Origin of the sequence: Microbacterium sp. BDGP8 (assembly GCF_029991045.1) — a bacterium.
Classification (GTDB): Bacteria; Actinomycetota; Actinomycetes; order Actinomycetales; family Microbacteriaceae; genus Microbacterium; species Microbacterium plantarum.
The window spans coordinates 1,860,332-1,880,568 of record NZ_CP120712.1; the positions used below are offsets into that span (position 1 = coordinate 1,860,332).

Sequence of the window (20,237 nt, forward strand, 5' to 3'; positions counted from 1 at the left end):
CGGGGTTGTCATCGTGCACCGGGTGAGCCTCGCCCTCTGGGCGGTGCGTCAACCGGGCTGCCGGCCACCCGATCGCGACCATCCGCGGGAACCTTCCACTTCACTCGCGAGCGCCCACGTGAGCTTTGGATATGAAGGTGAACGGGCGCGACCACCTCTCTGATGTAAGGTCGAGTCGTTCCGGATCCCACCGGAACTCACGACCGAAGGAGAGCCGCTGTGGTGGACGACGCCATCCTCATCTACGCGAGCACGCTGGCCGCCGACATGCGCCACGTCATCCCCCACGACGTGCACGACCCGTTCCTCTACATCGAGGTCGACGGCGCGCCGCACGTGGCCATCAAGTCGCTCGAGGCGGCGCGCATGCGCGACGTGCCGGGTATGACCGTGTTCCCCCTCGACGAGCTCGGCTTCGACGACTTCCGCGCCGCAGGCCAGGACCCCGACCTCGCGGAACTCTCCACTCTCGTCGCCGCCTGCCGCAGGCTCGGCGTGACACACGCCGCAGTGCCGCCCACCTTCCCCCTCGAGGTGGCCGACCACCTGCGCGCCAACGGGGTGGAGGTCCGCGTGGACCGCGACCTGTTCGTGCAGCGCCGTCGCGTGAAGACTCCGCACGAGCTCGCCGGCATCCGCCGCGCGCAGGTCGCCGCTGAGGCGGGCGTCTCGCTCGTCGCCGATGCCATGCACCGCGCCACCGTCGACGCCGACGGCGGCCTTCTGCTCGACGGCACGCCGCTGACCTGCGAGGACCTCAAGGACCGCATCCGGTCGGTCTTCCTCCGCAACGGCTGCGAAGACGCGGGCATGATCGTCGCCCACGGAGCCCAGACGTGCATCGGACACCACGCCGGATCGGGTCAGATCTTCGAAGGCGAGCCGGTCACGGTCGACATCTGCCCGCGCGACATCGCCTCGGGCGGCAATTCGGACATGACCCGGACGTTCGTCACGGGCGACATCGACGACGAGCTCGCCTTCTACTACGACATCGTCAAGAAGTCGTTCGACGCGACGCTCGCGGCGATCCGTCCGGGACTGCCGGTGGCGGAGCTGCACCGCATCTCGTGCGAGCCCATCGAGGCCGCCGGCCAGCCGACCCAGCTGACGAAGAAGCCGGGCGAGGTGCTCGACGAGGGGTACTTCCACTCGCTCGGACACGGCGTGGGCCTCGAGGTGCACGAACCGCCGAGCCTCAACCAGAACGATGCCGTCCTCGTGGCCGGTGACGTCATCGCCATCGAGCCGGGCTGCTACCGCCAGGGCTTCGGAGGCGTTCGCCTCGAGGACATCGTGCTGGTGACCGAGGACGGCTACGAGCTCATCTCGGACTACCCCTACGACCTCGTGCCCGTCTCGCTGCCCCGGGGCAAGTGAGGATGGCGCGCGACGCCCGGATCGACGACCGCGCCGACGAGATCGTCGAGAGCTGGCGGGAACTGTGCCGGTTCCCGACAGTCGCCGGTCGACTCGACGCGATCGCAGCGGCCGCCGACTGGATCGAGGAGCGCCTCGCGCCGCTGATGGATCGCGTCGTGCGCTACGACATCCCCGGTTATGGACCCGTCGTCGTCGGTTTCCGAGCCGGGGCGAGCGATGCGTCGCTGCTGCTGTACAACCACTACGACGTCCAGCCCGAGGGCGATCCGTCGCGCTGGACCTCGCCGCCGTACGCCGCGGAGATCCGGGACGGTGCGATGTACGCGCGCGGCGCGTGCGACGACAAGGCCGACGTGGCGGGCCGTCTCGCCTCGCTCCGCCTCTGGATCGAGGACCACGACGGGCAGACTCCGTTCGGCGTCATCTACCTCGCGGACCCGTGCGAGGAGATCGGCAGCCCGGGCCTGGACGCGGTCCTCGCCGCGCACGCGGCCGAGCTGCGCGCCGACGCGTGCCTGTGGGAGAGCTACCTCCGCGAGGAGGACGGGCGCCCCGCCGTCGGGTTCGGATGCCGAGGCTCGCTCGAGATCGAGCTGTCGCTCGACATCCTCGCCGCGGCGCAGCATCCGTCGTACTCCTCGATCCTGCGCTCCGCACCGCTCGAGCTGATGAAGGCGATCTCGTCGATGCGCACCGACGACGGCCGGATCGCCGTCGCCGGTGTGCGGGATGAGGCTCTCGTCCCCGACGAGAGCGCGCGTCGCCGCACGGCGGACATCACCCTGCCCGGACCCTCGATCGCGCGTGACGGCGTGTCGCCCTATCTGCCGGGGACGGACGCGGAGCTCTCGACGCGGTTCGTCTTCGAGCCGTCGATGAGCCTCTCCGGGTTCGACCTCGACGACGGCGTGCGGCAGAGCATTCCGGCGTCGGCGTCTGCACGCGTGCGCTTCGGGCTCGTCCCCGGGATGCAGCCGGAGCGCGTGGTGGATGCTGTCCGCGCCCACCTCTCCGCACGGCATCCGGACATCTCGGTATCCGTCATCCGCGCCCTCGCGCCCGCGTACTCACCGGTCGAGTCCGCCTTCGGCGAGGCCGTCGTGCGCGCTGCCGGGCATGCCTTCGGCGCCGACGCGGTCGTCTACGACGTGATGACGGGAGCGGGTCCCGGCGCCCTGTTCCTCGAGCACCTCGGAGCCCCCATCATCTCCCCCACGGGCACCCTGCGACCGGCCGGGAACATGCACGGCTACGATGAGCACGGCTACGTCGAAGACTTCCTCGACCACGTCCAGTTCACCCTCGACGTCCTCCGGGAGCTCGAACGCAGCGGCTTCGCCGACACACCCCGGGGAGGGGCATGACGACCGATCCAGCGCACCTGCGCTCGCTGCTCGAACCCGAGCGCGAGGTCCTCGAGATCGACGACGTCGATCGGCGGATCCTGCATCGCCTGCACGAGGACGCCCGTGCGTCGATGCGCAGCATCGCGGCGGACGTCGGGATGTCGGCTCCGGCTGTCGCGGAACGCATCGCGCGGATGGAACGCGGGCACGTCATCCGCCGGCACACGATCGAGCTCGACTGGGCGGCGCTGGGCTATCCGATGCTCGTCGTGATGCCGTTACGGCTGACCGGGAACGCCGACGCTGCCGCAGTGCTGACCGCGCTCAAGGCGATCGACGCCATGACCGAGGTCATCGTCCTGGCGGCCGGGTACGACCTGATGGCGCGGTTCCGCGTCCGCGACCACGCCGATCTGCAGCGACTGCTCGTCGAGCAGGTCTGGCCGATCCCGGGCATCGACCGCGTCGAGACCATGCTCGCCATCGGCCGCCTCGCCGATCCCGAGCCGTTGCAGCACGTCCTGGCGACCGAGACCCCCGCGCGCAAACGCCGCCGCCCGTGACCCGCCATCCCCCGGCTTAACATCGACCCGGGAGGAAGAATGACGCACGTGTCACGGACCCGACTGTGGTGGGAGATCGCCCTCGTTCTGGCGCTCTCGGTCGGCCGGTCGGCGTTCTTCTCGGTGCTGTCGTTCCTCGAGGCGGTGACGAGCCCGGTGAGCCTCGGCGACCAGTCGACCTCGCTCAATCCCGGTGCAGCGACCATCGACCCGTGGCAGGTGGTGTCGCAGGTCTTCTCGAACCTCTTCAACCTCGCGCCCGTCGCGTTGGCGATCTACTTCCTCTGGGAGCCCGGCCGCTCGGCGCTGCGCCGGATCGGTCTGGACTTCCGGGTGTTCGGAAAGGATGCCGGCGCCGGCATCCTGCTCGTCGTTCTCATCGGCGGGCCGGGCCTCGGGCTGTACGCACTCGGACGGGCGCTCGGGATCACCGTCCAGGTGGGGGCCGCACCGCTCGACGGCGGCTGGACCGCCGTCATGCTCCTCGCGCTGGCCGCCCTGCGGGCGGGACTCACCGAGGAGGTCATCTTCATTGGTTACCTGTTCGACCGGCTTCGCCGTCTCGGCTGGAGCACGTGGACGATCATCCTGTCGACCGCCGCGCTCCGCGGGATGTACCACGCGTACCAGGGCGTCGGCCCGATCTTCGGGAACATCGCGATGGGCGTGGTCTTCGGGTGGGTCTACCACCGTTGGGGCCGGGTCATGCCGCTCGTCGTCGCGCACGTCGTGATCGACCTCATCGCGTTCATCGGCTACCCGCTGGCCGCATCGTGGTGGCCCGGGCTCTTCTGACACGTCGCGCTCACCGAGCACGCACCCCCGCGTCGAGCACGCACGCTGAACGGTGCGAGCTCGACGGGACGGTGCGTTCTCGCGACGCCGGGGGCGTCAGGCGAAGGCCTCCGGCGGCGGGCAGGCGCACACGAGGTTGCGGTCGCCGTAGGCCTGGTCGATACGACGCACCGGTGGCCAGTACTTGCCGCGGACGAGGGACCGCACGGGATAGACGGCCTCTTCGCGCGAGTAAGCGTGCGACCAGGCCGACGCGACCGCCGCTTCAGCCGTGTGCGGCGCGCCGACGAGCGGGTTGTCATCGGCCGGCCACTCCCCCGCGGCGACCCGGTCGGCTTCGGCGCGGATCGCGATCATCGCCTCGACGAAACGGTCGATCTCGGCGAGGTCCTCCGACTCCGTCGGCTCGACCATGAGCGTCCCCGCCACCGGGAACGACATCGTCGGCGCGTGGAAGCCGTAGTCGATCAGCCGCTTCGCGACGTCGTCCACGGTGATGCCGGTGCGCTCCCGCAGAGGACGCAGATCCAGGATGCACTCGTGCGCGACGAGTCCGCCTTCGCCGGCGTAGAGCACCGGATAGTGCTCGCGCAGCCGCGCCGCGATGTAGTTCGCCGCGAGCACCGCAGCTCCCGTGGCCGCCCGCAGCCCGGCTGCCCCCAGCATGCGCACGTACGCCCACGAGATCGGAAGGATGGATGCCGAGCCGTAGGGCGCGGCCGAGACCGGACCGCCCTCGAAGACGAACCCGCCCGCGTGCTCGGCCCGCTGGGCGTGCGGGTGCGACGGCAGGAACGGCGCCAGGTGCGCCTTGGCAGCCACGGGGCCCACGCCCGGTCCGCCGCCCCCGTGCGGGATGGCGAAGGTCTTGTGGAGGTTGAGATGCGAGACGTCGCCACCGAGGTCGCCGAAGCGAGCGAAACCGAGGAGGGCGTTGAGGTTGGCGCCGTCGACGTAGACCTGACCGCCCGCCGCGTGCACCGCATCGGTGATCGCGAGCACCTCGTGCTCGTACACCCCGTGAGTCGAGGGGTAGGTGATCATGAGAGCGGAGAGCGCCGCAGCATGCTCGTCGATCTTGGCGCGGAGATCGTCGAGGTCGACGTTTCCCGCTTCGTCGCAGGCCACGACCACGACGCGCATACCGGCGAGCACGGCAGACGCGGCGTTGGTGCCGTGCGCCGACGACGGGATGAGGCAGACGGTCCGGTCGTCGTCGCCTCGCGACCGGTGATAGCCGCGGATCGCGAGCAGCCCCGCGAGCTCGCCCTGCGAGCCGGCATTGGGCTGCAGCGACACGGCGTCGTAACCGGTCACCTCGGCGAGCCACCCCTCGAGCTGCTCGATGAGCTCGAGATAGCCGCGCACGTCGTCGGCGGGTGCGAACGGGTGCACGCGGGCGAACTCCGGCCAGGTCACGGCGGCCATCTCGGTCGCGGCGTTCAGCTTCATCGTGCACGACCCGAGCGGGATCATGCCACGGTCGAGCGCGTAGTCGCGGTCGGCGAGGCGCTTGAGGTAGCGCATCATCGCCGTCTCGGAGTGGTGGCTGTTGAACACCGGATGGGTGAGGTACTCGTCCTCGCGCCGAAGCGACGCCGGTGCGTGCCGGTCAGCCCACGTCGATCCGCCGATGAATGCGAATGCGCGCTGCTCGGGACCGCCGAATGCTCGGACGATCGCGTGCAGATCGCTGACGGTCGTCGTCTCGTCGACGGCGACACCGACCGTGTCGTCGTCGCGGTGCCACAGCTGGTAACCGGATTCGCGGGACGCCGCGACGACGCCTGCCGCCCGGCCCGGCGCGCGCACCACGAGCGTGTCGAAGAACGCATCATGCTCGACCTCGACCCCCGCATCGGCCAGCCACTCCGCGAGAAGGGCCGCGTGACCGGCGACGGACTCGGCGATGCGCCGGAGCCCGTCCGGGCCGTGGTACACGGCGTACATCGACGCCATGACCGCCAGCAGGACCTGTGCGGTGCAGATGTTCGACGTCGCCTTCTCGCGACGGATGTGCTGCTCGCGCGTCTGGAGCGAGAGCCGGTAGGCGGGATCGCCCGCCGCGTCGACCGAGACGCCGACGAGCCGTCCGGGCAGCTGGCGCTCGAGGCCGGCACGCACCGCCATGTACCCGGCGTGGGGTCCGCCGAAGCCCATCGGCACGCCGAACCGCTGGGTGGTGCCGACGGCCACGTCCGCCCCGAGCGAGCCGGGCGATCGCAGCAGGGTCAGCGCGAGGAGATCCGCCGCCACGACGACGAGACCGCCCGCAGCCTGCACCTCCGCGATGACCGTGCTCGGATCCCACACACGGCCGGACGCACCGGGATACTGCACGAATGCACCGAAGACCGGCTCGTCGGACGGGGTCGTGCCCGCGCCGCCGGCGAAGTCAATCTCGCGCAGTTCGATGCCGAGCGCCGCCGCTCGATGGCCGAGCAGCGCCTTCGTCTGCGGCAGCGCATCCGCGTCGACGAGGAACACGTTGCTGCGCGACTTCGAGGCCCGCCGTGCGACGAGCATGCCCTCGACGACGGCGGTGGCCTCGTCGAGCATGGACGCATTCGCCGTCGCGAGCCCGGTCAGGTCGGTGACCATCGTCTGGAAGTTGATGAGCGCTTCGAGGCGGCCCTGCGAGATCTCCGGCTGGTACGGCGTGTACGCGGTGTACCAGGACGGGTTCTCGAGGACGTTGCGCTGGATGACGGCAGGCGTGAGCGTGTCGTAGTACCCCAGGCCGATCATCGCCCGTGCCGGACGGTTGCGCGATGCCAGCTCGCGCAGCTCCGCGAGCGCCTCGTGCTCGGCGGCCGCGGCCGGGATCACGCTGTCGGGCACCGCATCGACCTGGATGGCCGCGGGCACGGCTCGGGCGAGCAGAGCGTCGACGTCCGGATAACCGAGGACCTCGAGCATGCGCTGCTGCGCGGCGCCGTCGGTGCCGATGTGACGGGCGACGAAAGCGGAGGTCATCGGTCTCCGCCGGTGAGCTCGACGTAGGCGGCGCGGTCGAGCAAACCGTCCGCGTCGGCGGGATCGATCTCGATGCGAACGAGCCACCCGTCGCCGAACGGCCCGGCGTTCACGAGCGACGGGTCGTCGACGACGGCCTCGTTGACCTCGACGACAGTTCCGCTCAGCGGCGCGTAGAGCTCGCCGACCGACTTGGTCGATTCGATCTCGCCGCAGACGGCATCGGCGGTCACCGCGGTTCCGACGGCAGGGAGATCGACGAACACCACGTCACCCAGCTTCTCGGCGGCGTAGTCGGTGATGCCCACCGTCGCGGTGGTGCCCGAGAGGGCGACCCACTCGTGCTCGGCGGTGTACTTCAGGGCGTCGAGATCGGTCATTTCTTCCTCCGGTAGAACGGCAGCGTGGTGACGGTGGCGGGAATGCGGGTACCGCGGACATCGAGCGCCAGCTCGGTGCCGAGTGCGGCGTGTCCGGGTGCGACGTAGGCCATGGCGATGGGATGCCCGAGGGTCGGGCTCAGGGCGCCGCTCGTGATTTCACCGACGCGCTCGCCGTCGGGGCCGAGCACGGCGTAGCCGGCGCGGCCGGCGCGGCGGCCCTCCGAGACGAGACCGACGAGCACCGGCCCACCGGAGGAGTCACGGGACTGGAGGCCCTCGCGGCCCACGAAGGCGCCCTTGTCCGTGGCGACGACGCGGCCGAGACCCGCCTGCGCAGGAGCGACGTCGCGCGAGAGCTCGTGTCCGTACAGCGGCATCCCGGCTTCGAGCCGCAACGTATCGCGCGACGCGAGGCCCGCCGGAGCGAGCCCGAGCGGTGACCCGGCCGCGAGCACGGCATCCCAGAGGGCTTCGGCCGCGCGGGCCGGGATCATCAGCTCGAACCCGTCTTCGCCGGTGTACCCGGTGCGTGCGAGAAGCAGCGACTCACCCGCGAACTCGCCGGCGGTCCACGCGTAGTACCGCGTGTCCGCGAGCGCGACGTCGGGCGTCGACAGGCCCGGGGTGGACTCGAGGACCGCCAGCGCCGCCGGGCCCTGGACGGCCAGGAGCGCATAGTCATCGGTGAGGTCTCGCACCTCGACGTCCCAGCCTTCGGCACGCTCCTGCAACGCCGCCCACACGGGCTCGCGGTTGCCCGCGTTCGCGATGATGAGGAAGCGGTCGTCGCCGAGGCGGTAGACGATGACATCGTCGATGATCCCGCCGTCGTCGGCGAGGACGAGCGAGTACTTCGCCTTCCCGACGGCCATCGTCGAGATCCTGCCGGCGAGGGCGGCGTCGAGGCAGTCCCCGGCGACCGAGCCGGTCACCTCGAACTCCGCCATGTGCGAGATGTCGAACAATCCGGCGGCGGAGCGCACCGCGTGGTGCTCGGCGAGGTCGGACGTGTAGCGGACCGGCATGAGCCAGCCGCCGAAGTCGGTGAACGATGCGCCGAGCGCAGCGTGACGATGGTGCAGGACGGTGGAGCGGGGATCTGACATGAGTTCTCCCGTTGCGGGCGGGCGGCTGCCACGGCTGCGGCATCCGGAACTCCCCCTCTGTCTTGGGCCTGAGAGTTTCACCGGGCGAACCCGGCTTTCACCGTCGGCGGATCCCCGAGGGGATCGCTTTCCAGAGCGGCCGGACGCGCGCGGTACGCGGACCTGAGAGATTGGCGGGGAGGCTTGCTCCTTCGGTGCCCGGAATTCTCCGGGGCTCTCCCGCGTGCGTCATGCGGCCTGTCTTCAGTTGCGCGATCAGCATAGCGTCACCGCGCGAGACCGCGCAGGCTCCGCTGTACTGGGCCGCTCAGCGCGTGCAGCTCCCCGCCGTCACGGCCGGAGCGTCCGCAGAGGCGCCCGCGAGCACCGGCAGCAGCTCCGTCGTCGTCATCGCGTAGCCCCGCCGCTCGTCCTCGGCGCCGCGCGCGAACACGACGCCGGCGACCTCACCGGCGTCGGTCAACAGCGGCCCGCCGGAGTTGCCCGGGCGGACGTCGGCATCGAGCGCGTAGATCTCACGCGGAGCGCTGGACTCGTCGTAGATGTCGGGGACGGGGGCCGAGCCCACCGAGAGGACGAAGGCGGCTCCGCTCGTGAAGGGCCCGCCGAGCGGGTATCCCTGGACCGCGACCGCTGCTCCCGCGGCGACCGGCGGAACGACCGGCAGGGGCGCCACGCCCAGGTCCGAGACCGCGATGACGGCGAGGTCGTCGATCGGGTCGAAGTACACCACGCGCCCTTCACGCGCGTCGCGGCCCGGCAGCTCGACGACGGGGGTGTCGACGCCCGCCACGACGTGGGCGTTGGTCACGATGAGGTCGTCGGCGGCGACGAATCCGGACCCGGTCATCGACACACCGCAGGCGTAGGCCGTGCCGCTGATGCGGGCGACGGATGCCGCCGCGCGCTGCAGCTCGGGATCATCGAGCGCGACGGCGGGCGCGGTCGGCGCGACCTCGGGCCGGAGAAGCTCGCCGATGCGGGGGATCCCCTCGTCGACGACGAATCCGCGCACCTCGGCGAGCGCGCTGTCGACGGGGTCGGGGGTGAGACCGTCGATGAACGAGAGCACGCGCGATGAGGCCACGGCGGTGGATACGAGCGGCATGCCGCTCGCGGTGACCGCGCCGGCGCCGAGGAGGAGGACGAGTCCGCCGGCGATCGTCGCCCCGCCGGCACCCAGGATGCGGTCGAGGATGCGCAGCTTGGCTCGGTCGACGCCGCGGCGCAGCGCCGCACCGACAGCGGTGCCGAGCGCGGTGCACAGGATGATGATCGCGATGGCGCAGATGGCGAGCACGAGCGACCGGTACTCCCAGTCGGCGACGCCGGGCGCGATGAGGGGCACAGCCCATACGGCGAGGAGCGAGCCGATGACGAGCCCGGCGAGCGAGCCCGCGATCGCGACGAGGCCTCGTGTCACGCCGATGGCGAAGAAGCCGACGAGGAGTATCACGACGATGACGTCGACCAGCAGCACAGGACCTCCTCGGGAACGGAGGCCAGCGTACGGCGTCCCGCTGTGAGTCCCCCATTTTGCGCTTCGTGTCGCGATGACTATAAGATCGGTGCGACAGTTAGGGTCACAATGACACGAACCACCGCGGATGGGCCGCAGGACGACATCCGGGTCGCCGTCTCGACGGTCATCTTCAGCCTGCGCCACGACGGCGGCGAGCTTCCCTCCGTCGTGCTCCCCCTGGTGCGTCGCACACGCGATCCCCACGCCGGACAGTGGGCGCTCCCTGGCGGATGGCTCGATGTGTCCGAGAACCTCGAGGCTGCGGCATCCCGGACCCTGGCCGAGACGACCGCGCTGGCTCCGAGCTATCTCGAGCAGCTCTACGTCTTCGGCGACGTCGGCCGCTCTCCCTCGCGAGTGGTGTCGATCGTCTACTGGGCGCTGGTGCGCGAGGACGTCGCATCGACACCGCTGCCCGAGGACGAGAACGTCGCCTGGTTCGACGCCGCCGATCTGCCGGAGCTGGCGTTCGACCACCGGAGCATCATCGAGTACGCGCTCTGGCGGCTGCGCAACAAGGTCGGCTACAGCCGTATCGCGCATGGGCTTCTGCCTGACCTGTTCACCCTCGCCGAGCTTCGCGAGGTGTACGAGGCCATCGGCGGCAAGCGCCTCGATCCGGCGAACTTCCGCCGCCAGGTCGAGGGGTCGGGCACCCTCATCCCGACACGCGAGTTCCGCACCGGCAGCCACCGCCCCGCCCGGCTCTACCGCTACAACCACGACGTCGAGCTCGCCGACCGCGGGCCGCTCCCCCGATGAAGGAACGCGCATGACCACTTCTCCGCTCACGCTGTCGCCGCGACCGATCGACCCGAGCGTCGATCACGGGATCCAGGCGATCGTCGCCGGCGCGTCGAACGCCGAGACATGCAACACCGATCTCGCCGCGGGACCGTGGAGCTTCGACGCACGGCCGGGGTACGGCCCGGGCTCGTCGATGGGCGACGTCATCCCGACCGGGGCGCCGCGCCAGGGCGAGCTCCCGGAGTACTACCGGACCGCGGACGAGGACGAGCTGCACGACCGCATCTCCGCCGCCAAGGCCGCCCTCGGCGACCGGGTAGTCGTCCTGGGGCACTTCTACCAGCGCGAAGAGGTCGTGCGGCACGCGGACTACGTGGGCGACTCGTTCCAGCTCGCGGAAGCGACGAAGGCCCACCCCGAGGCCGAGGCCATCGTCTTCTGCGGCGTCCACTTCATGGCCGAGACCGCCGACCTGCTGTCGCGGCCCGAGCAGTCCGTCATCCTGCCCAACCTCGCCGCCGGATGCTCGATGGCCGACATGGCGTCGATCGACGAGGTCGAGGAGTGCTGGGAGCAGCTCGGCGAGATCTATGGCGACCTCGGCAGCCCCGACGCCGAAGGACTTCTCCCCGTCATCCCCGTCACGTACATGAACTCCTCCGCCGCCATCAAGGGCTTCGTCGGCCGGCACGGCGGAATCGTGTGCACCTCCTCGAACGCCCGCACCGTGCTCGAGTGGGCCTTCGCACGCGGCCGCCGGGTGCTGTTCTTCCCCGACCAGCACCTCGGACGCAACACCGCCAAGGCGATGGGGGTCACGCTCGACCGCATGCCGATGTGGAACCCCCGCCGCCCGCTCGGCGGCAACGACGAGGCGTCCCTGCGCGATGCGCGGGTCATCCTCTGGCACGGCTTCTGCTCGGTGCACCGCCGCTTCACCGTCGAGCAGATCGCGCAAGCGCGTGCGGAGAACCCGGGCGTCCGCGTCATCGTCCACCCCGAGTGCCCGATGCCGGTCGTGGACGCCGCGGACGAGGCGGGATCGACGGAGTACATCCGCCGCGCGATCGACGGCGCGACCGAGCCCACAATCTTCGCGGTCGGCACAGAGATCAACCTCGTCCAGCGGCTCGCCGCGCAATACCCGCAGCACCGCATCTTCTGCCTCGATCCCGTCGTCTGCCCGTGCTCGACGATGTACCGCATCCACCCGGGCTACCTGGCGTGGGTCCTCGACGAGCTCTGCGCGGGACGGACCCCCAACCGCATCCGGGTCTCCGACGACGTCGCCGTGCCGGCACGGGCCGCCCTCGAACGGATGCTGGCGGCGCGGCCATGACCCGGCGTGTCGTGGTCGTGGGCTCCGGTCTTGCCGGCGGCATGTGCGCCCTGCGCGCCGCCGACGCCGGCTGCGAGGTCGTCCTGGTCACGAAGAGAGCGCTCGGCGACGGCAACACCGCCTACGCGCAGGGCGGCATCGCCGCCGTGACGGCCACGGGCGACTCGGTTCTCGCCCACGTCGACGACACTCTGCGCGCCGGCGCGGGCCTCGGCGAGCGCGACGCCGTGCACACGCTCGCATCGGCGGGGCCGGACGCCGTCGCGACGCTCGAGGCGATCGGGGTCGCGTTCGACCGCGACGACAGCGGCGCGCTGCGACTCGGCCTGGAAGGTGCGCACCGGGTTCCGCGAATCCTGCACGCCGGCGGCGATGCGACCGGAGCCGCGATCCAGCGCGCTCTGAACCGCGCGCTGGCTCTCGCGCCCGTCCAGATCCGCTCCGACGCTCTCGTCACCGACGTCGTGGTCTCCGACGGGGCGGCGCGGGGTGTGCGGGTGCTCTCGGAGGGCCGCACCGAGACGCTGGCCGCGGATGCCGTGGTCCTCGCGACCGGTGGGGCGGGACAGCTGTACGCCCACACGACGAATCCCGCGGTGGCGACCGCCGACGGGATCGCGCTCGCCCTGCGCGCCGGCGCGACCGTCGCCGACCTGGAGTTCGTGCAGTTCCACCCCACCGCCCTGACCGATGGGACGCTCGTGTCGGAGGCCGTGCGCGGCGAGGGTGCTGTGTTGATCGACGAGGGCGGGCGCCGCTTCTGCGTCGATGCACATCCCGATGCGGAACTCGCTCCACGAGACGTCGTGGCGCGCGCGATCGCGGCGGCGATGGCGCGTCAGGGCGGCCGGCCGGTGCTGCTCGACGCGACCGGCCTGCGCGAGACTCCGTCGGCGACGGCTGCCTTCCTCGCCCACCGGTTCCCGACGATCGACGAGTCCGTGCGGGCGCGCGGATGGGATTGGTCGCGGCATCCGGTTCCCGTCACTCCCGCCGCGCACTACCTCATGGGCGGCGTCGTGACCGATCTCGACGGTCGGACCGACGTCGACGGGCTGTTCGCGGTCGGCGAGGTCGCGCGCACGGGCGTGCACGGTGCCAATCGGCTGGCCTCCAACTCGCTGCTCGAAGCCGTCGTGTTCGGCCTGCGCACCGCGGATGCCGTCGTCGGCGGCGACCCGCGGGTCGCAACGGCGTCTCCGAGCGTCTCGTCGTCACCTCGCGCCGTGGCGGGCCGGTCCCGTGCGCCGCGACGGATACCGGCGAACGGACCGTTCAGCCGGGCGGCCCTGCAGTCGCTCATGTGGCGGCACGTCGGACTCGAGCGGGACGCCTCCGGGCTCGCTCTCGCGCTCGACATCCTCGATGAGTGGTCGCGCGCCGCAGTCGCACCCCGCTCCCGGCGCGAACACGAGGACGCCAACCTGCTCCTCGTCGCGAGCTCGATGACCACCGCCGCGCTCGCACGCACCCGATCGATCGGCGCACACCACCGCAGCGACGACACCACCGCTCGTCCGCTGACCGCCGACGAATCCGTCCGACCCGCCGCCGCTCCCGAGAAGGTCGCATGATGCTCACACCCCGACAGATCGCTGCCCTCGTCGGTCCCGCACTCGACGAGGACGCCCCATGGGGCGATCTCACCAGCACCGCCTTCATCCCCGGGGCGGCGCGGGCCACGGCCGCGCTCGTCTCGCGCGTCGACGGCATCCTCAGCGGCGGGGCAGTTTTCGCCGCGGCTTTCGCGCTCACCGATCCGAGCTGCGACGTCGTGATCGACGTGCCCGACGGCTCGCGCATCCGCCCCGGTGACACGCTGGCCACCGTCCGCGGTCCGGCGCGCGCCGTGCTGACCGCCGAACGCGTCGGATTGAACCTCACCCAGCGGATGTCGGGGATCGCCACGCTGACCCGTCGCTACGTCGACGAAGTCGCGGGGACCGGTGCCCGCATCGTCGACACCCGCAAGACGACACCGGGGCTGCGTCTGATCGAGCGGCAGGCCGTCCGGGACGGCGGCGGCCACAACCACCGGTTCTCCCTGTCGGATGCGGTCATGCTCAAGGACAACCACCTCGGTGTCATCACCGCCGATGGGACGGGGCTGACCGAAGCGCTGCGACGCGCGATGGATGACCTTCCTCACACGACCCACGTCGAGGTGGAAGTCGACCGCATCGATCAGATCGAGCCCGTGCTCGCCGCCGGCGTGGACACGATCATGCTCGACAACTTCTCGCTGGACGATCTGCGCCGCGGGGTCGCCATCGTCTCCGGTCGCGCGGTCGTCGAGGCGTCGGGCGGAGTGTCGCTCGAGAGCGTGCGTGCGATCGCCGAGACCGGTGTCGACGTGATCTCCGTCGGAGCGCTCACGCACTCCGCGCCCTCGCTCGACCTCGGGCTCGACCTCGTCGTCGACGCGCGCTGATGCTGTACCTCGACCACGCCGCGGGCGGTCCGGTGCGTCGTGAGGTGCTCGAGGCGATGGCACCATTCCTCACCGGGCGATTCGGCAACCCGTCGAGCATCCACACGGTCGGTGAAGACGTCGCCGGCGCCCTCGACGACGCGCGGCGGCGGGTGGCGGCAGTGCTCGGCATGCGCGCCGGCGACATCGTCTTCACGTCCGGAGGAACCGAGGCGAACAACCTCGCGATCGCGGGCACCGCCCTCGGGGCCCGCGGACGCGCTCCCGGCCACATCGTCACGACGGCGGTGGAGCACGATTCGGTATTGGCGGTCTGTCGTTACCTCCAGCGCATGCATCGATACGACGTCGACGTCCTGCCCGTGGACTCGCTCGGACGCGTCGACCCCGACGCCGTCGCCCGAGCCGTGCGCGATGACACCGCCGTCGTGAGCATCGGCTACGCCAACAACGAGGTCGGAACCGTTCAGGATGTCGCGGCGATCGCGCGAGCAGCGGGTTCGGTCCCGGTGCACACCGATGCCGTGCAGGCGGCCGGGTGGCTTCCCCTCACCGGCACGGGCGCCTCGGCTCTGTCGGTCGCGGGCCACAAGATCGGCGCGCCGCAGGGCATCGGTGTGCTGGCGGTCCGCGGCCGGCTCCCCCTCGAGCCCGTGATCCACGGCGGCGGCCAGGAGCGCGGCCGGCGCTCGGGCACGCAGAACGTCGCGGGGGCGGTGGGCCTCGCGCTCGCGCTCGAGCTGGCCGAGCGCGAGCGCCCCGAGGCCGCTGCGCGGGCCGCGGCGGCGCGCGACGCATTCACGAGCCGCGTGCTCGGCACCGTCCCCGGATCGCGCGCGACCGGCGACCCTGATCGGAGGCTTCCGGGCCTCGCCTCGTTCACGTTCGCCGCGACCTCGGGCGAGGCCGTGCTCCTCGAACTGGAACGGCGTGGAATAGTCACGAGCAGCGGGTCGGCATGCGCCGCGGGCAGCGACGAGCCGTCGCACGTCTTGACGGCGATGGGTCTCGACGCCGATGACGCCCGCACCGCGGTGCGGTTCAGCTTCGATCGCGCGACGGTGCCGGATGCGGGAGCGCTCGCGGGCGCGGTGGCCGACGCCGTCTCGGCAGTACGATCGGGGTCGTGAGCTCGCCCGTCGTCACCGTCATCGTCCCCGGCCGCGACGTCGCCCCCTACGCCGAGGAAGCGCTGGCTTCCCTGAAGGCCCAGACCCTCGGCGAGTGGACCGCGATCCTCATCGACGACGGATCGCGCGACACGACCGGACGCATCTTCGCGGAAGCGGCCGCGTCGGACGAGCGGTTCCGCGTGATCGCACACGATCGCGCCGTCGGGCTGGGTGCCGCACGGAACGCGGGGCTCGATCGGGTCGACACCCCGTTCGTCGCCTTCCTCGACGCGGACGACGTCCTCACCCCGTCGGCCCTGGAGCGCTGGATCGGAACGCTCGACGCTTCGGGCTCCGACTTCGTCGCCGGGGCCTACGTGCGACTGCGTCCGACCGATGAGGGCTACGTCCCGGGCCCCGTGCAACCCTGGGTCGCGGCATCCACTCGGCCTGCCCGCATCGGGACCACCCTCGCCGACCATCCCGAGGCATCGGGGAACATCGTCGCGTGGTCTAAAGCGAGCCGCATCGAGTTCTGGCGACGTCACCGACTGCGCTTCCCCGAGAACCGGCTGTACGAGGACCAGCTGGTCGCACAGCAGATGTACACCCGCGCCCGAGCGTTCGACGTGATTCCGGACGTCGTCGTGCACTGGCGCGAGCGGGCGGACGGGTCGTCGATCACGCAGCACCGCGCACAGCTGCCCGTGCTCATCGACTATCTCGATGCGCTGCGGTCGGGCCTGGCGGTGCTCGACGCCGCCGATGCCCGTGCCGCGGCCACGGCCCGGGTCCGGCTCGTGCTCGACATGGACGTTCCGCCGCTCGTGCGCATCGCCGCGACCCATCCCGATCCCGAGTACCGTCGGCGGATCGGCGGGCTGGTCCGCGACTTCCGGGAACGAGCACCGGGTCACCGGGCCGCCGACCCGGCAGCCGCCGAGTTGTGGGACATCGCCCGCCTCTGGTGATCCGCCGCGCGCATCCGCGTCGACCGACCGGAAGCTGATGCTGGCGCCGTGTCGTCGGCCCCGGGAATAATCGATCCGTCGGGGCGTTGGCCCTGCGGAGTCCGCCCTCGGGTGACGACCGATCTTCCGACCGAGGAGTTGCCCATGGCCGTCGCGCCGTCGTCCACGAACGCCCCCGCATCCGCCGCATCGCCCGCCGTGCCCACCGTCGTGACCGCCGAGGCGAACCGGGTGATCTGGCTCCTGCTCGTCGCCGCCTTCGTCGCGATCCTGAACGAGACGACCATGGGCGTCGCGATCCCGCACCTGATCACCGACTTCCGCATCACGGCGGTGGCGGCGCAGTGGCTCACGACCGCGTTCATGCTCACGATGGCGGTGGTGATCCCGATCACCGGCTTCCTGCTGCAACGTCTGACGACGCGGGCTGTCTTCACCGCTGCGATGAGCCTGTTCTCGACGGGAACGCTCATCGCCGTCCTGGCGCAGAGCTTCGGTTTCCTCCTCGTCGCGCGTGTCGTGCAGGCTTCGGGAACCGCGATCATGATGCCGCTGCTGATGACGACGCTGATGACGGTCGTCCCGCCGCACGCTCGGGGCCGCATGATGGGCCGGGTCAGCATCGTGATGTCGCTCGCTCCCGCGATCGGGCCGACGCTGTCCGGGTTCCTCCTCGACACCCTCAGCTGGCGCTGGATCTTCGGCGTCGTCCTCCCGATCGCCCTGGTCTCGCTCGCGATCGGCGTCCGCTGGATCCACAACCTCGGCGAGACCCGGCGCGCGCCACTCGACGTCTTCTCCGTCGTGCTCTCGGCCTTCGGTTTCGGAGGCCTCGTGTTCGGGCTCAGCCAGATCGGCGCCGGAGGCCACGGCGGCGGGGATGCCGCGGCCGCGGCGCCCGCGTCGAACCTGCCGCTCATCATCTCCCTGTCGGTCGGGGTCGTGGCGCTCGGCGCGTTCGTGTGGCGTCAGCTCGTGCTGCAGCGCAACGACGAGGCGCTGCTCGACCTGCGCGTGTTCCGCTCGGCCAACTTCTCGCTCTCGGTGGCCCAGCTGGGCGTCATGTCCATGGCGTTCTTCGGCGCGATCACCCTGCTGCCGCTGTACATGCAGAACGTCCTCGGGCTCTCCGCGCTCGAGTCCGGGCTGATCGTCCTGCCGGGCTCGCTCGCGATGGGCATCGCCGGCCCGTTCATCGGGCGCATCTACGACCGCTGGGGCACGCGCGTGCTCCTCGTCCCCGGAGCCGTCATCGTCACCGGCATCCTGTGGAGCTTCACCACCCTCACCGAGAACACGTCGGTATGGCTGCTGCTCACGCTGCAGACGTGTCTCTCGCTCGGCCTGGCGATGTCGTTCACGCCGCTGTTCACGGCATCCCTCGGCTCTCTGCAGCCGCGGTTCTACTCGTACGGCAGCGCGATCGTCTCGACCATCCAGCAGGTCGCGGGCGCCGCGGGCATCGCTCTGCTCATCACGGTGATGGCCGCTGCCGAGGCCGGCGCCGCCGATCCGGGGACGACGGCGGCCGGCGCCGCGGGCGCGCGGGCGGCCTTCTTCGTGGCCGCGATCATCGCGTCGCCGCTGATCATCGGGGCGCTGCTCATCCGCAAGCCGGCCGACAGCCCCGAAGGCGTGCCCGCGGCGCACTGAGCCGGCCTCGCCGCCATCGCGCGAGAACGACGAAGCCGCCGGGTGCGTCATGCACCGGCGGCTTCGTCGTACGCCTCGAGGCGAGGTTCAAGAGGTCGAGCAGCACCCTCCGCCGCAGCAGGAACCTGCGTCGTCGTTCGCGGTGACCAGCAGGTTCTTCTCATCGGGAACCGGCTGCAGTGTCTGAGGCTGGGGCGTGGATGCTGTGGACATATCGCCATCGTAACCCCGCAGGGGACCATGCGTCGCGGAGCGTGTCAAGCGCGTCGCAGCCGCCGTCGGCCGCGCGTAGCGTCGGCGACATGAGCACTCTCGATGGCAAGAAGATCGCATTCCTGGCAACCGACGGCTTCGAGGACAGCGAGCTGACCTCGCCGTGGCAGGCCGTCTCCGACGCGGGCGCGACCGTCGTCATGATCGCCCCCGAATCGGGCGAGATCACCGGCAAGAACGGCCACACCCAGAAGGTCGACGTCGTCACGGCGGATGCCGAGGCCGACGAGTACGACGCGCTCGTGCTTCCGGGCGGCGTCGTCAACGCCGACAACCTGCGACTCGACGCGAACGCGGTCGACTTCGCGCGCGCGTTCTTCGAACAGCACAAGCCCGTCGGCGCGATCTGCCACGCGGCGTGGATCCTGACCGAGGCCGACGTCCTCTCGGGCCGCACCCTGACGAGCTTCCCGAGCCTGCGCACCGATCTGATGAACGCCGGTGCCACCTGGGTCGACGAGGAGGTCGTCGTGGACCAGGGCCTCGTCTCGAGCCGAACGCCCGATGACCTCCCGGCCTTCAACGCGAAGGTCATCGAGGAGATCGAAGAAGGCGAGCACGCCGGCCAGACCGCGTGACCCGTCGGTCCTGAACGCCGCCGACACGGCTTCCGATCGCCCCCGCGAGCTCAGGCTCCGGGGGCGATCGCCACGCGCAGGTGGCGACCCGACCGGGCAAGCTCGATCGCGTCGTCGAGCCGGTCGAGCGGCAAGGGCGTCGAGACGAGGTCGGCGAACGGGTAGCGGCGGGTGCCCGGGGCGCGCATGAAGGCGACGGCAGCCTCGAGGTCGGCGGATGTCGGCACGCCGACCCGCAGGGTCGTTTCCGGTGAGGCTTCGCTCGCGGTACGGAAGCGCGCGCTCAGATCCGTCTCGGGCACGTGCTCGGGGGCCAGCGCAGCACCGAAGCGCTCGGCCCGCGCGCGGACCCGCGGATCGGCTGAGGCGAGCCGCGCTCGTCCACCCCGCTCGGCGATCATGGCGGACAGCACGAGCGGATCGGCGCCGGTGCCGGCGATGGTCACGAGGAGGTCCTCCGGATCGGCGATCTCTTCCAGCCGTCGCACGAGCCCGGCCGCTCGCGCGACCGCGCCCGACACGGGGGCCAGGATGCAGGCGGGGAGCGCCTCGCCCACACGGACGATCGGCGTGCCCGTGACCAGATGCACGTGCGTCGCGAAGCCGCCCACGAGTTCGCGATGGGCTCCGATGCGCTCATGCGGTCCCACGGCGCTCACGACGCGCTCCCCGAGCTCGAGCGGAATGCCGTCCGCCGCCGCGACCGCGCCGCCGAGCGCCGCGACCCTGCCGACGAACTCACGGCCGAGGACCGTCGGCACCGGGCATTGCTCCTCACCGTCCGTGATCGCGATGTCGTCCTCGGTGATCGTGACGAGCTCGACACGGACGAGCACCTCGCCCGGCCCGAGCACGACGCCGGGCACGGCGATCGTCTCCTGGTCGCGGCCCGGCCCCATCCATGCGCGCGCCAGTGCAGCAGGACGCAGCAGCACGTCCATCGGTGCCGGGGTCGCCAGTTCCATTCGCGCCCTCTCGCCCGTGGTGACCCCCTCACTGTCGCAAAGGCCGCCGGGCCCGCGGCGCGGCGGCGCACGCCGTTTCGCGAATGTTCACCGG

Annotated in this window: 17 protein-coding genes and 1 riboswitch; of the genes, 12 read left to right on the forward strand and 5 right to left on the reverse strand. The window is 71.1% G+C overall.

From position 1 onward, the window contains the following. Positions 1–219: 219 nt before the first annotated feature. Genes P6897_RS08990 through P6897_RS09005 form a run of 4 tightly spaced genes read left to right on the forward strand, consistent with a single transcriptional unit; the run spans position 220 to position 4,087 of the window. Positions 220–1,380, forward strand: coding sequence for a Xaa-Pro peptidase family protein (locus P6897_RS08990; RefSeq protein WP_282501017.1), 1,161 nt, complete (start codon positions 220–222; stop codon positions 1,378–1,380). Positions 1,381–1,382: 2 nt separating this feature from the next. Beyond that, positions 1,383–2,747, forward strand: a complete 1,365-nt coding sequence (locus tag P6897_RS08995) for a M20/M25/M40 family metallo-hydrolase (protein ID WP_282501018.1) — start codon at positions 1,383–1,385, stop codon at positions 2,745–2,747. Beyond that, the gene (locus P6897_RS09000) at positions 2,744–3,292 is read left to right on the forward strand and encodes an Lrp/AsnC family transcriptional regulator (protein ID WP_023950488.1); all 549 of its coding nucleotides are present in this window, start codon (positions 2,744–2,746) and stop codon (positions 3,290–3,292) included. The genes P6897_RS08995 and P6897_RS09000 overlap by 4 nt, the downstream gene beginning before the upstream one ends. 48 nt (positions 3,293–3,340) lie before the next feature. After that, the gene (locus tag P6897_RS09005; RefSeq protein WP_282501019.1) at positions 3,341–4,087 is read left to right on the forward strand and encodes a CPBP family intramembrane glutamic endopeptidase; all 747 of its coding nucleotides are present in this window, start codon (positions 3,341–3,343) and stop codon (positions 4,085–4,087) included. A 96-nt stretch (positions 4,088–4,183) separates the two neighbouring features. Here the strand turns inward: P6897_RS09005 and gcvP are convergent, their stop codons facing one another. The 4 genes from gcvP to P6897_RS09025 all read right to left on the reverse strand — a co-directional run bounded on the left by gcvP (position 4,184) and on the right by P6897_RS09025 (position 10,032). After that, the gene (gene gcvP / locus P6897_RS09010) at positions 4,184–7,063 is read right to left on the reverse strand and encodes an aminomethyl-transferring glycine dehydrogenase (RefSeq protein WP_282501020.1); all 2,880 of its coding nucleotides are present in this window, start codon (positions 7,061–7,063) and stop codon (positions 4,184–4,186) included. Continuing rightward, positions 7,060–7,443, reverse strand: a complete 384-nt coding sequence (gene gcvH, locus P6897_RS09015; protein WP_114589552.1) for a glycine cleavage system protein GcvH — start codon at positions 7,441–7,443, stop codon at positions 7,060–7,062. The genes gcvP and gcvH overlap by 4 nt, the downstream gene beginning before the upstream one ends. After that, entirely contained in the window at positions 7,440–8,552 is a 1,113-nt protein-coding gene (gene gcvT, locus P6897_RS09020; protein ID WP_282501021.1) for a glycine cleavage system aminomethyltransferase GcvT, read from the reverse strand. The genes gcvH and gcvT overlap by 4 nt, the downstream gene beginning before the upstream one ends. A gap of 140 nt (positions 8,553–8,692) precedes the next feature. Further along, positions 8,693–8,784, reverse strand: a riboswitch (glycine riboswitch). Between the two features lie 75 nt (positions 8,785–8,859). Then, positions 8,860–10,032, reverse strand: coding sequence for a MarP family serine protease (locus P6897_RS09025; protein WP_269266134.1), 1,173 nt, complete (start codon positions 10,030–10,032; stop codon positions 8,860–8,862). A 108-nt stretch (positions 10,033–10,140) separates the two neighbouring features. On the opposite strand from P6897_RS09025, the gene P6897_RS09030 reads away from it, so the two are divergent. The 8 genes from P6897_RS09030 (at position 10,141) to P6897_RS09065 (ending at position 19,178) form a co-directional block, all read left to right on the forward strand. Further along, entirely contained in the window at positions 10,141–10,836 is a 696-nt protein-coding gene (locus P6897_RS09030; RefSeq protein WP_274177965.1) for an NUDIX domain-containing protein, read from the forward strand. A gap of 10 nt (positions 10,837–10,846) precedes the next feature. Continuing rightward, positions 10,847–12,160, forward strand: a complete 1,314-nt coding sequence (nadA, locus tag P6897_RS09035) for a quinolinate synthase NadA (protein WP_282501022.1) — start codon at positions 10,847–10,849, stop codon at positions 12,158–12,160. Further along, on the forward strand, positions 12,157–13,734 hold the full coding sequence (gene nadB / locus P6897_RS09040; RefSeq protein ID WP_282501023.1) for an L-aspartate oxidase: 1,578 nt from the start codon (positions 12,157–12,159) through the stop codon (positions 13,732–13,734). The genes nadA and nadB overlap by 4 nt, the downstream gene beginning before the upstream one ends. Continuing rightward, entirely contained in the window at positions 13,734–14,591 is an 858-nt protein-coding gene (gene nadC / locus P6897_RS09045; protein ID WP_282502579.1) for a carboxylating nicotinate-nucleotide diphosphorylase, read from the forward strand. The genes nadB and nadC overlap by 1 nt, the downstream gene beginning before the upstream one ends. Beyond that, positions 14,591–15,721 carry a cysteine desulfurase family protein gene (locus tag P6897_RS09050; RefSeq protein ID WP_269266130.1) on the forward strand — a complete coding sequence of 377 codons (1,131 nt, stop codon included), beginning with the start codon at positions 14,591–14,593 and terminating at the stop codon, positions 15,719–15,721. The genes nadC and P6897_RS09050 overlap by 1 nt, the downstream gene beginning before the upstream one ends. Continuing rightward, the gene (locus P6897_RS09055) at positions 15,718–16,674 is read left to right on the forward strand and encodes a glycosyltransferase family 2 protein (RefSeq protein WP_274177968.1); all 957 of its coding nucleotides are present in this window, start codon (positions 15,718–15,720) and stop codon (positions 16,672–16,674) included. The genes P6897_RS09050 and P6897_RS09055 overlap by 4 nt, the downstream gene beginning before the upstream one ends. Positions 16,675–16,818: 144 nt before the next feature. Continuing rightward, positions 16,819–18,327 (forward strand): DHA2 family efflux MFS transporter permease subunit, encoded by a 1,509-nt coding sequence (locus P6897_RS09060; protein ID WP_282501024.1) that lies wholly within the window; start codon positions 16,819–16,821, stop codon positions 18,325–18,327. Positions 18,328–18,629: 302 nt separating this feature from the next. Next, the gene (locus P6897_RS09065; protein ID WP_112614984.1) at positions 18,630–19,178 is read left to right on the forward strand and encodes a type 1 glutamine amidotransferase domain-containing protein; all 549 of its coding nucleotides are present in this window, start codon (positions 18,630–18,632) and stop codon (positions 19,176–19,178) included. 50 nt (positions 19,179–19,228) lie between these two features. Here the strand turns inward: P6897_RS09065 and P6897_RS09070 are convergent, their stop codons facing one another. Further along, the gene (locus P6897_RS09070; RefSeq protein ID WP_282501025.1) at positions 19,229–20,143 is read right to left on the reverse strand and encodes an alcohol dehydrogenase catalytic domain-containing protein; all 915 of its coding nucleotides are present in this window, start codon (positions 20,141–20,143) and stop codon (positions 19,229–19,231) included. Positions 20,144–20,237: the final 94 nt, after the last annotated feature.

Bases quoted from the DNA above. Each gene is read 5' to 3' on its own strand.
- P6897_RS08995 (WP_282501018.1), top strand. From the start codon at position 1,383: ATGGCGCGCGACGCCCGGATCGACGACCGCGCCGACGAGATCGTCGAG.
- P6897_RS09000 (WP_023950488.1), top strand. From the start codon at position 2,744: ATGACGACCGATCCAGCGCACCTGCGCTCGCTGCTCGAACCCGAGCGC.
- gcvP (WP_282501020.1), bottom strand. From the start codon at position 7,063: ATGACCTCCGCTTTCGTCGCCCGTCACATCGGCACCGACGGCGCCGCG.
- gcvH (WP_114589552.1), bottom strand. From the start codon at position 7,443: ATGACCGATCTCGACGCCCTGAAGTACACCGCCGAGCACGAGTGGGTC.
- gcvT (WP_282501021.1), bottom strand. From the start codon at position 8,552: ATGTCAGATCCCCGCTCCACCGTCCTGCACCATCGTCACGCTGCGCTC.
- P6897_RS09030 (WP_274177965.1), top strand. From the start codon at position 10,141: ATGACACGAACCACCGCGGATGGGCCGCAGGACGACATCCGGGTCGCC.
- nadA (WP_282501022.1), top strand. From the start codon at position 10,847: ATGACCACTTCTCCGCTCACGCTGTCGCCGCGACCGATCGACCCGAGC.
- nadB (WP_282501023.1), top strand. From the start codon at position 12,157: ATGACCCGGCGTGTCGTGGTCGTGGGCTCCGGTCTTGCCGGCGGCATG.
- nadC (WP_282502579.1), top strand. From the start codon at position 13,734: ATGCTCACACCCCGACAGATCGCTGCCCTCGTCGGTCCCGCACTCGAC.
- P6897_RS09050 (WP_269266130.1), top strand. From the start codon at position 14,591: ATGCTGTACCTCGACCACGCCGCGGGCGGTCCGGTGCGTCGTGAGGTG.
- P6897_RS09060 (WP_282501024.1), top strand. From the start codon at position 16,819: ATGGCCGTCGCGCCGTCGTCCACGAACGCCCCCGCATCCGCCGCATCG.
- P6897_RS09065 (WP_112614984.1), top strand. From the start codon at position 18,630: ATGAGCACTCTCGATGGCAAGAAGATCGCATTCCTGGCAACCGACGGC.
- P6897_RS09070 (WP_282501025.1), bottom strand. From the start codon at position 20,143: ATGGAACTGGCGACCCCGGCACCGATGGACGTGCTGCTGCGTCCTGCT.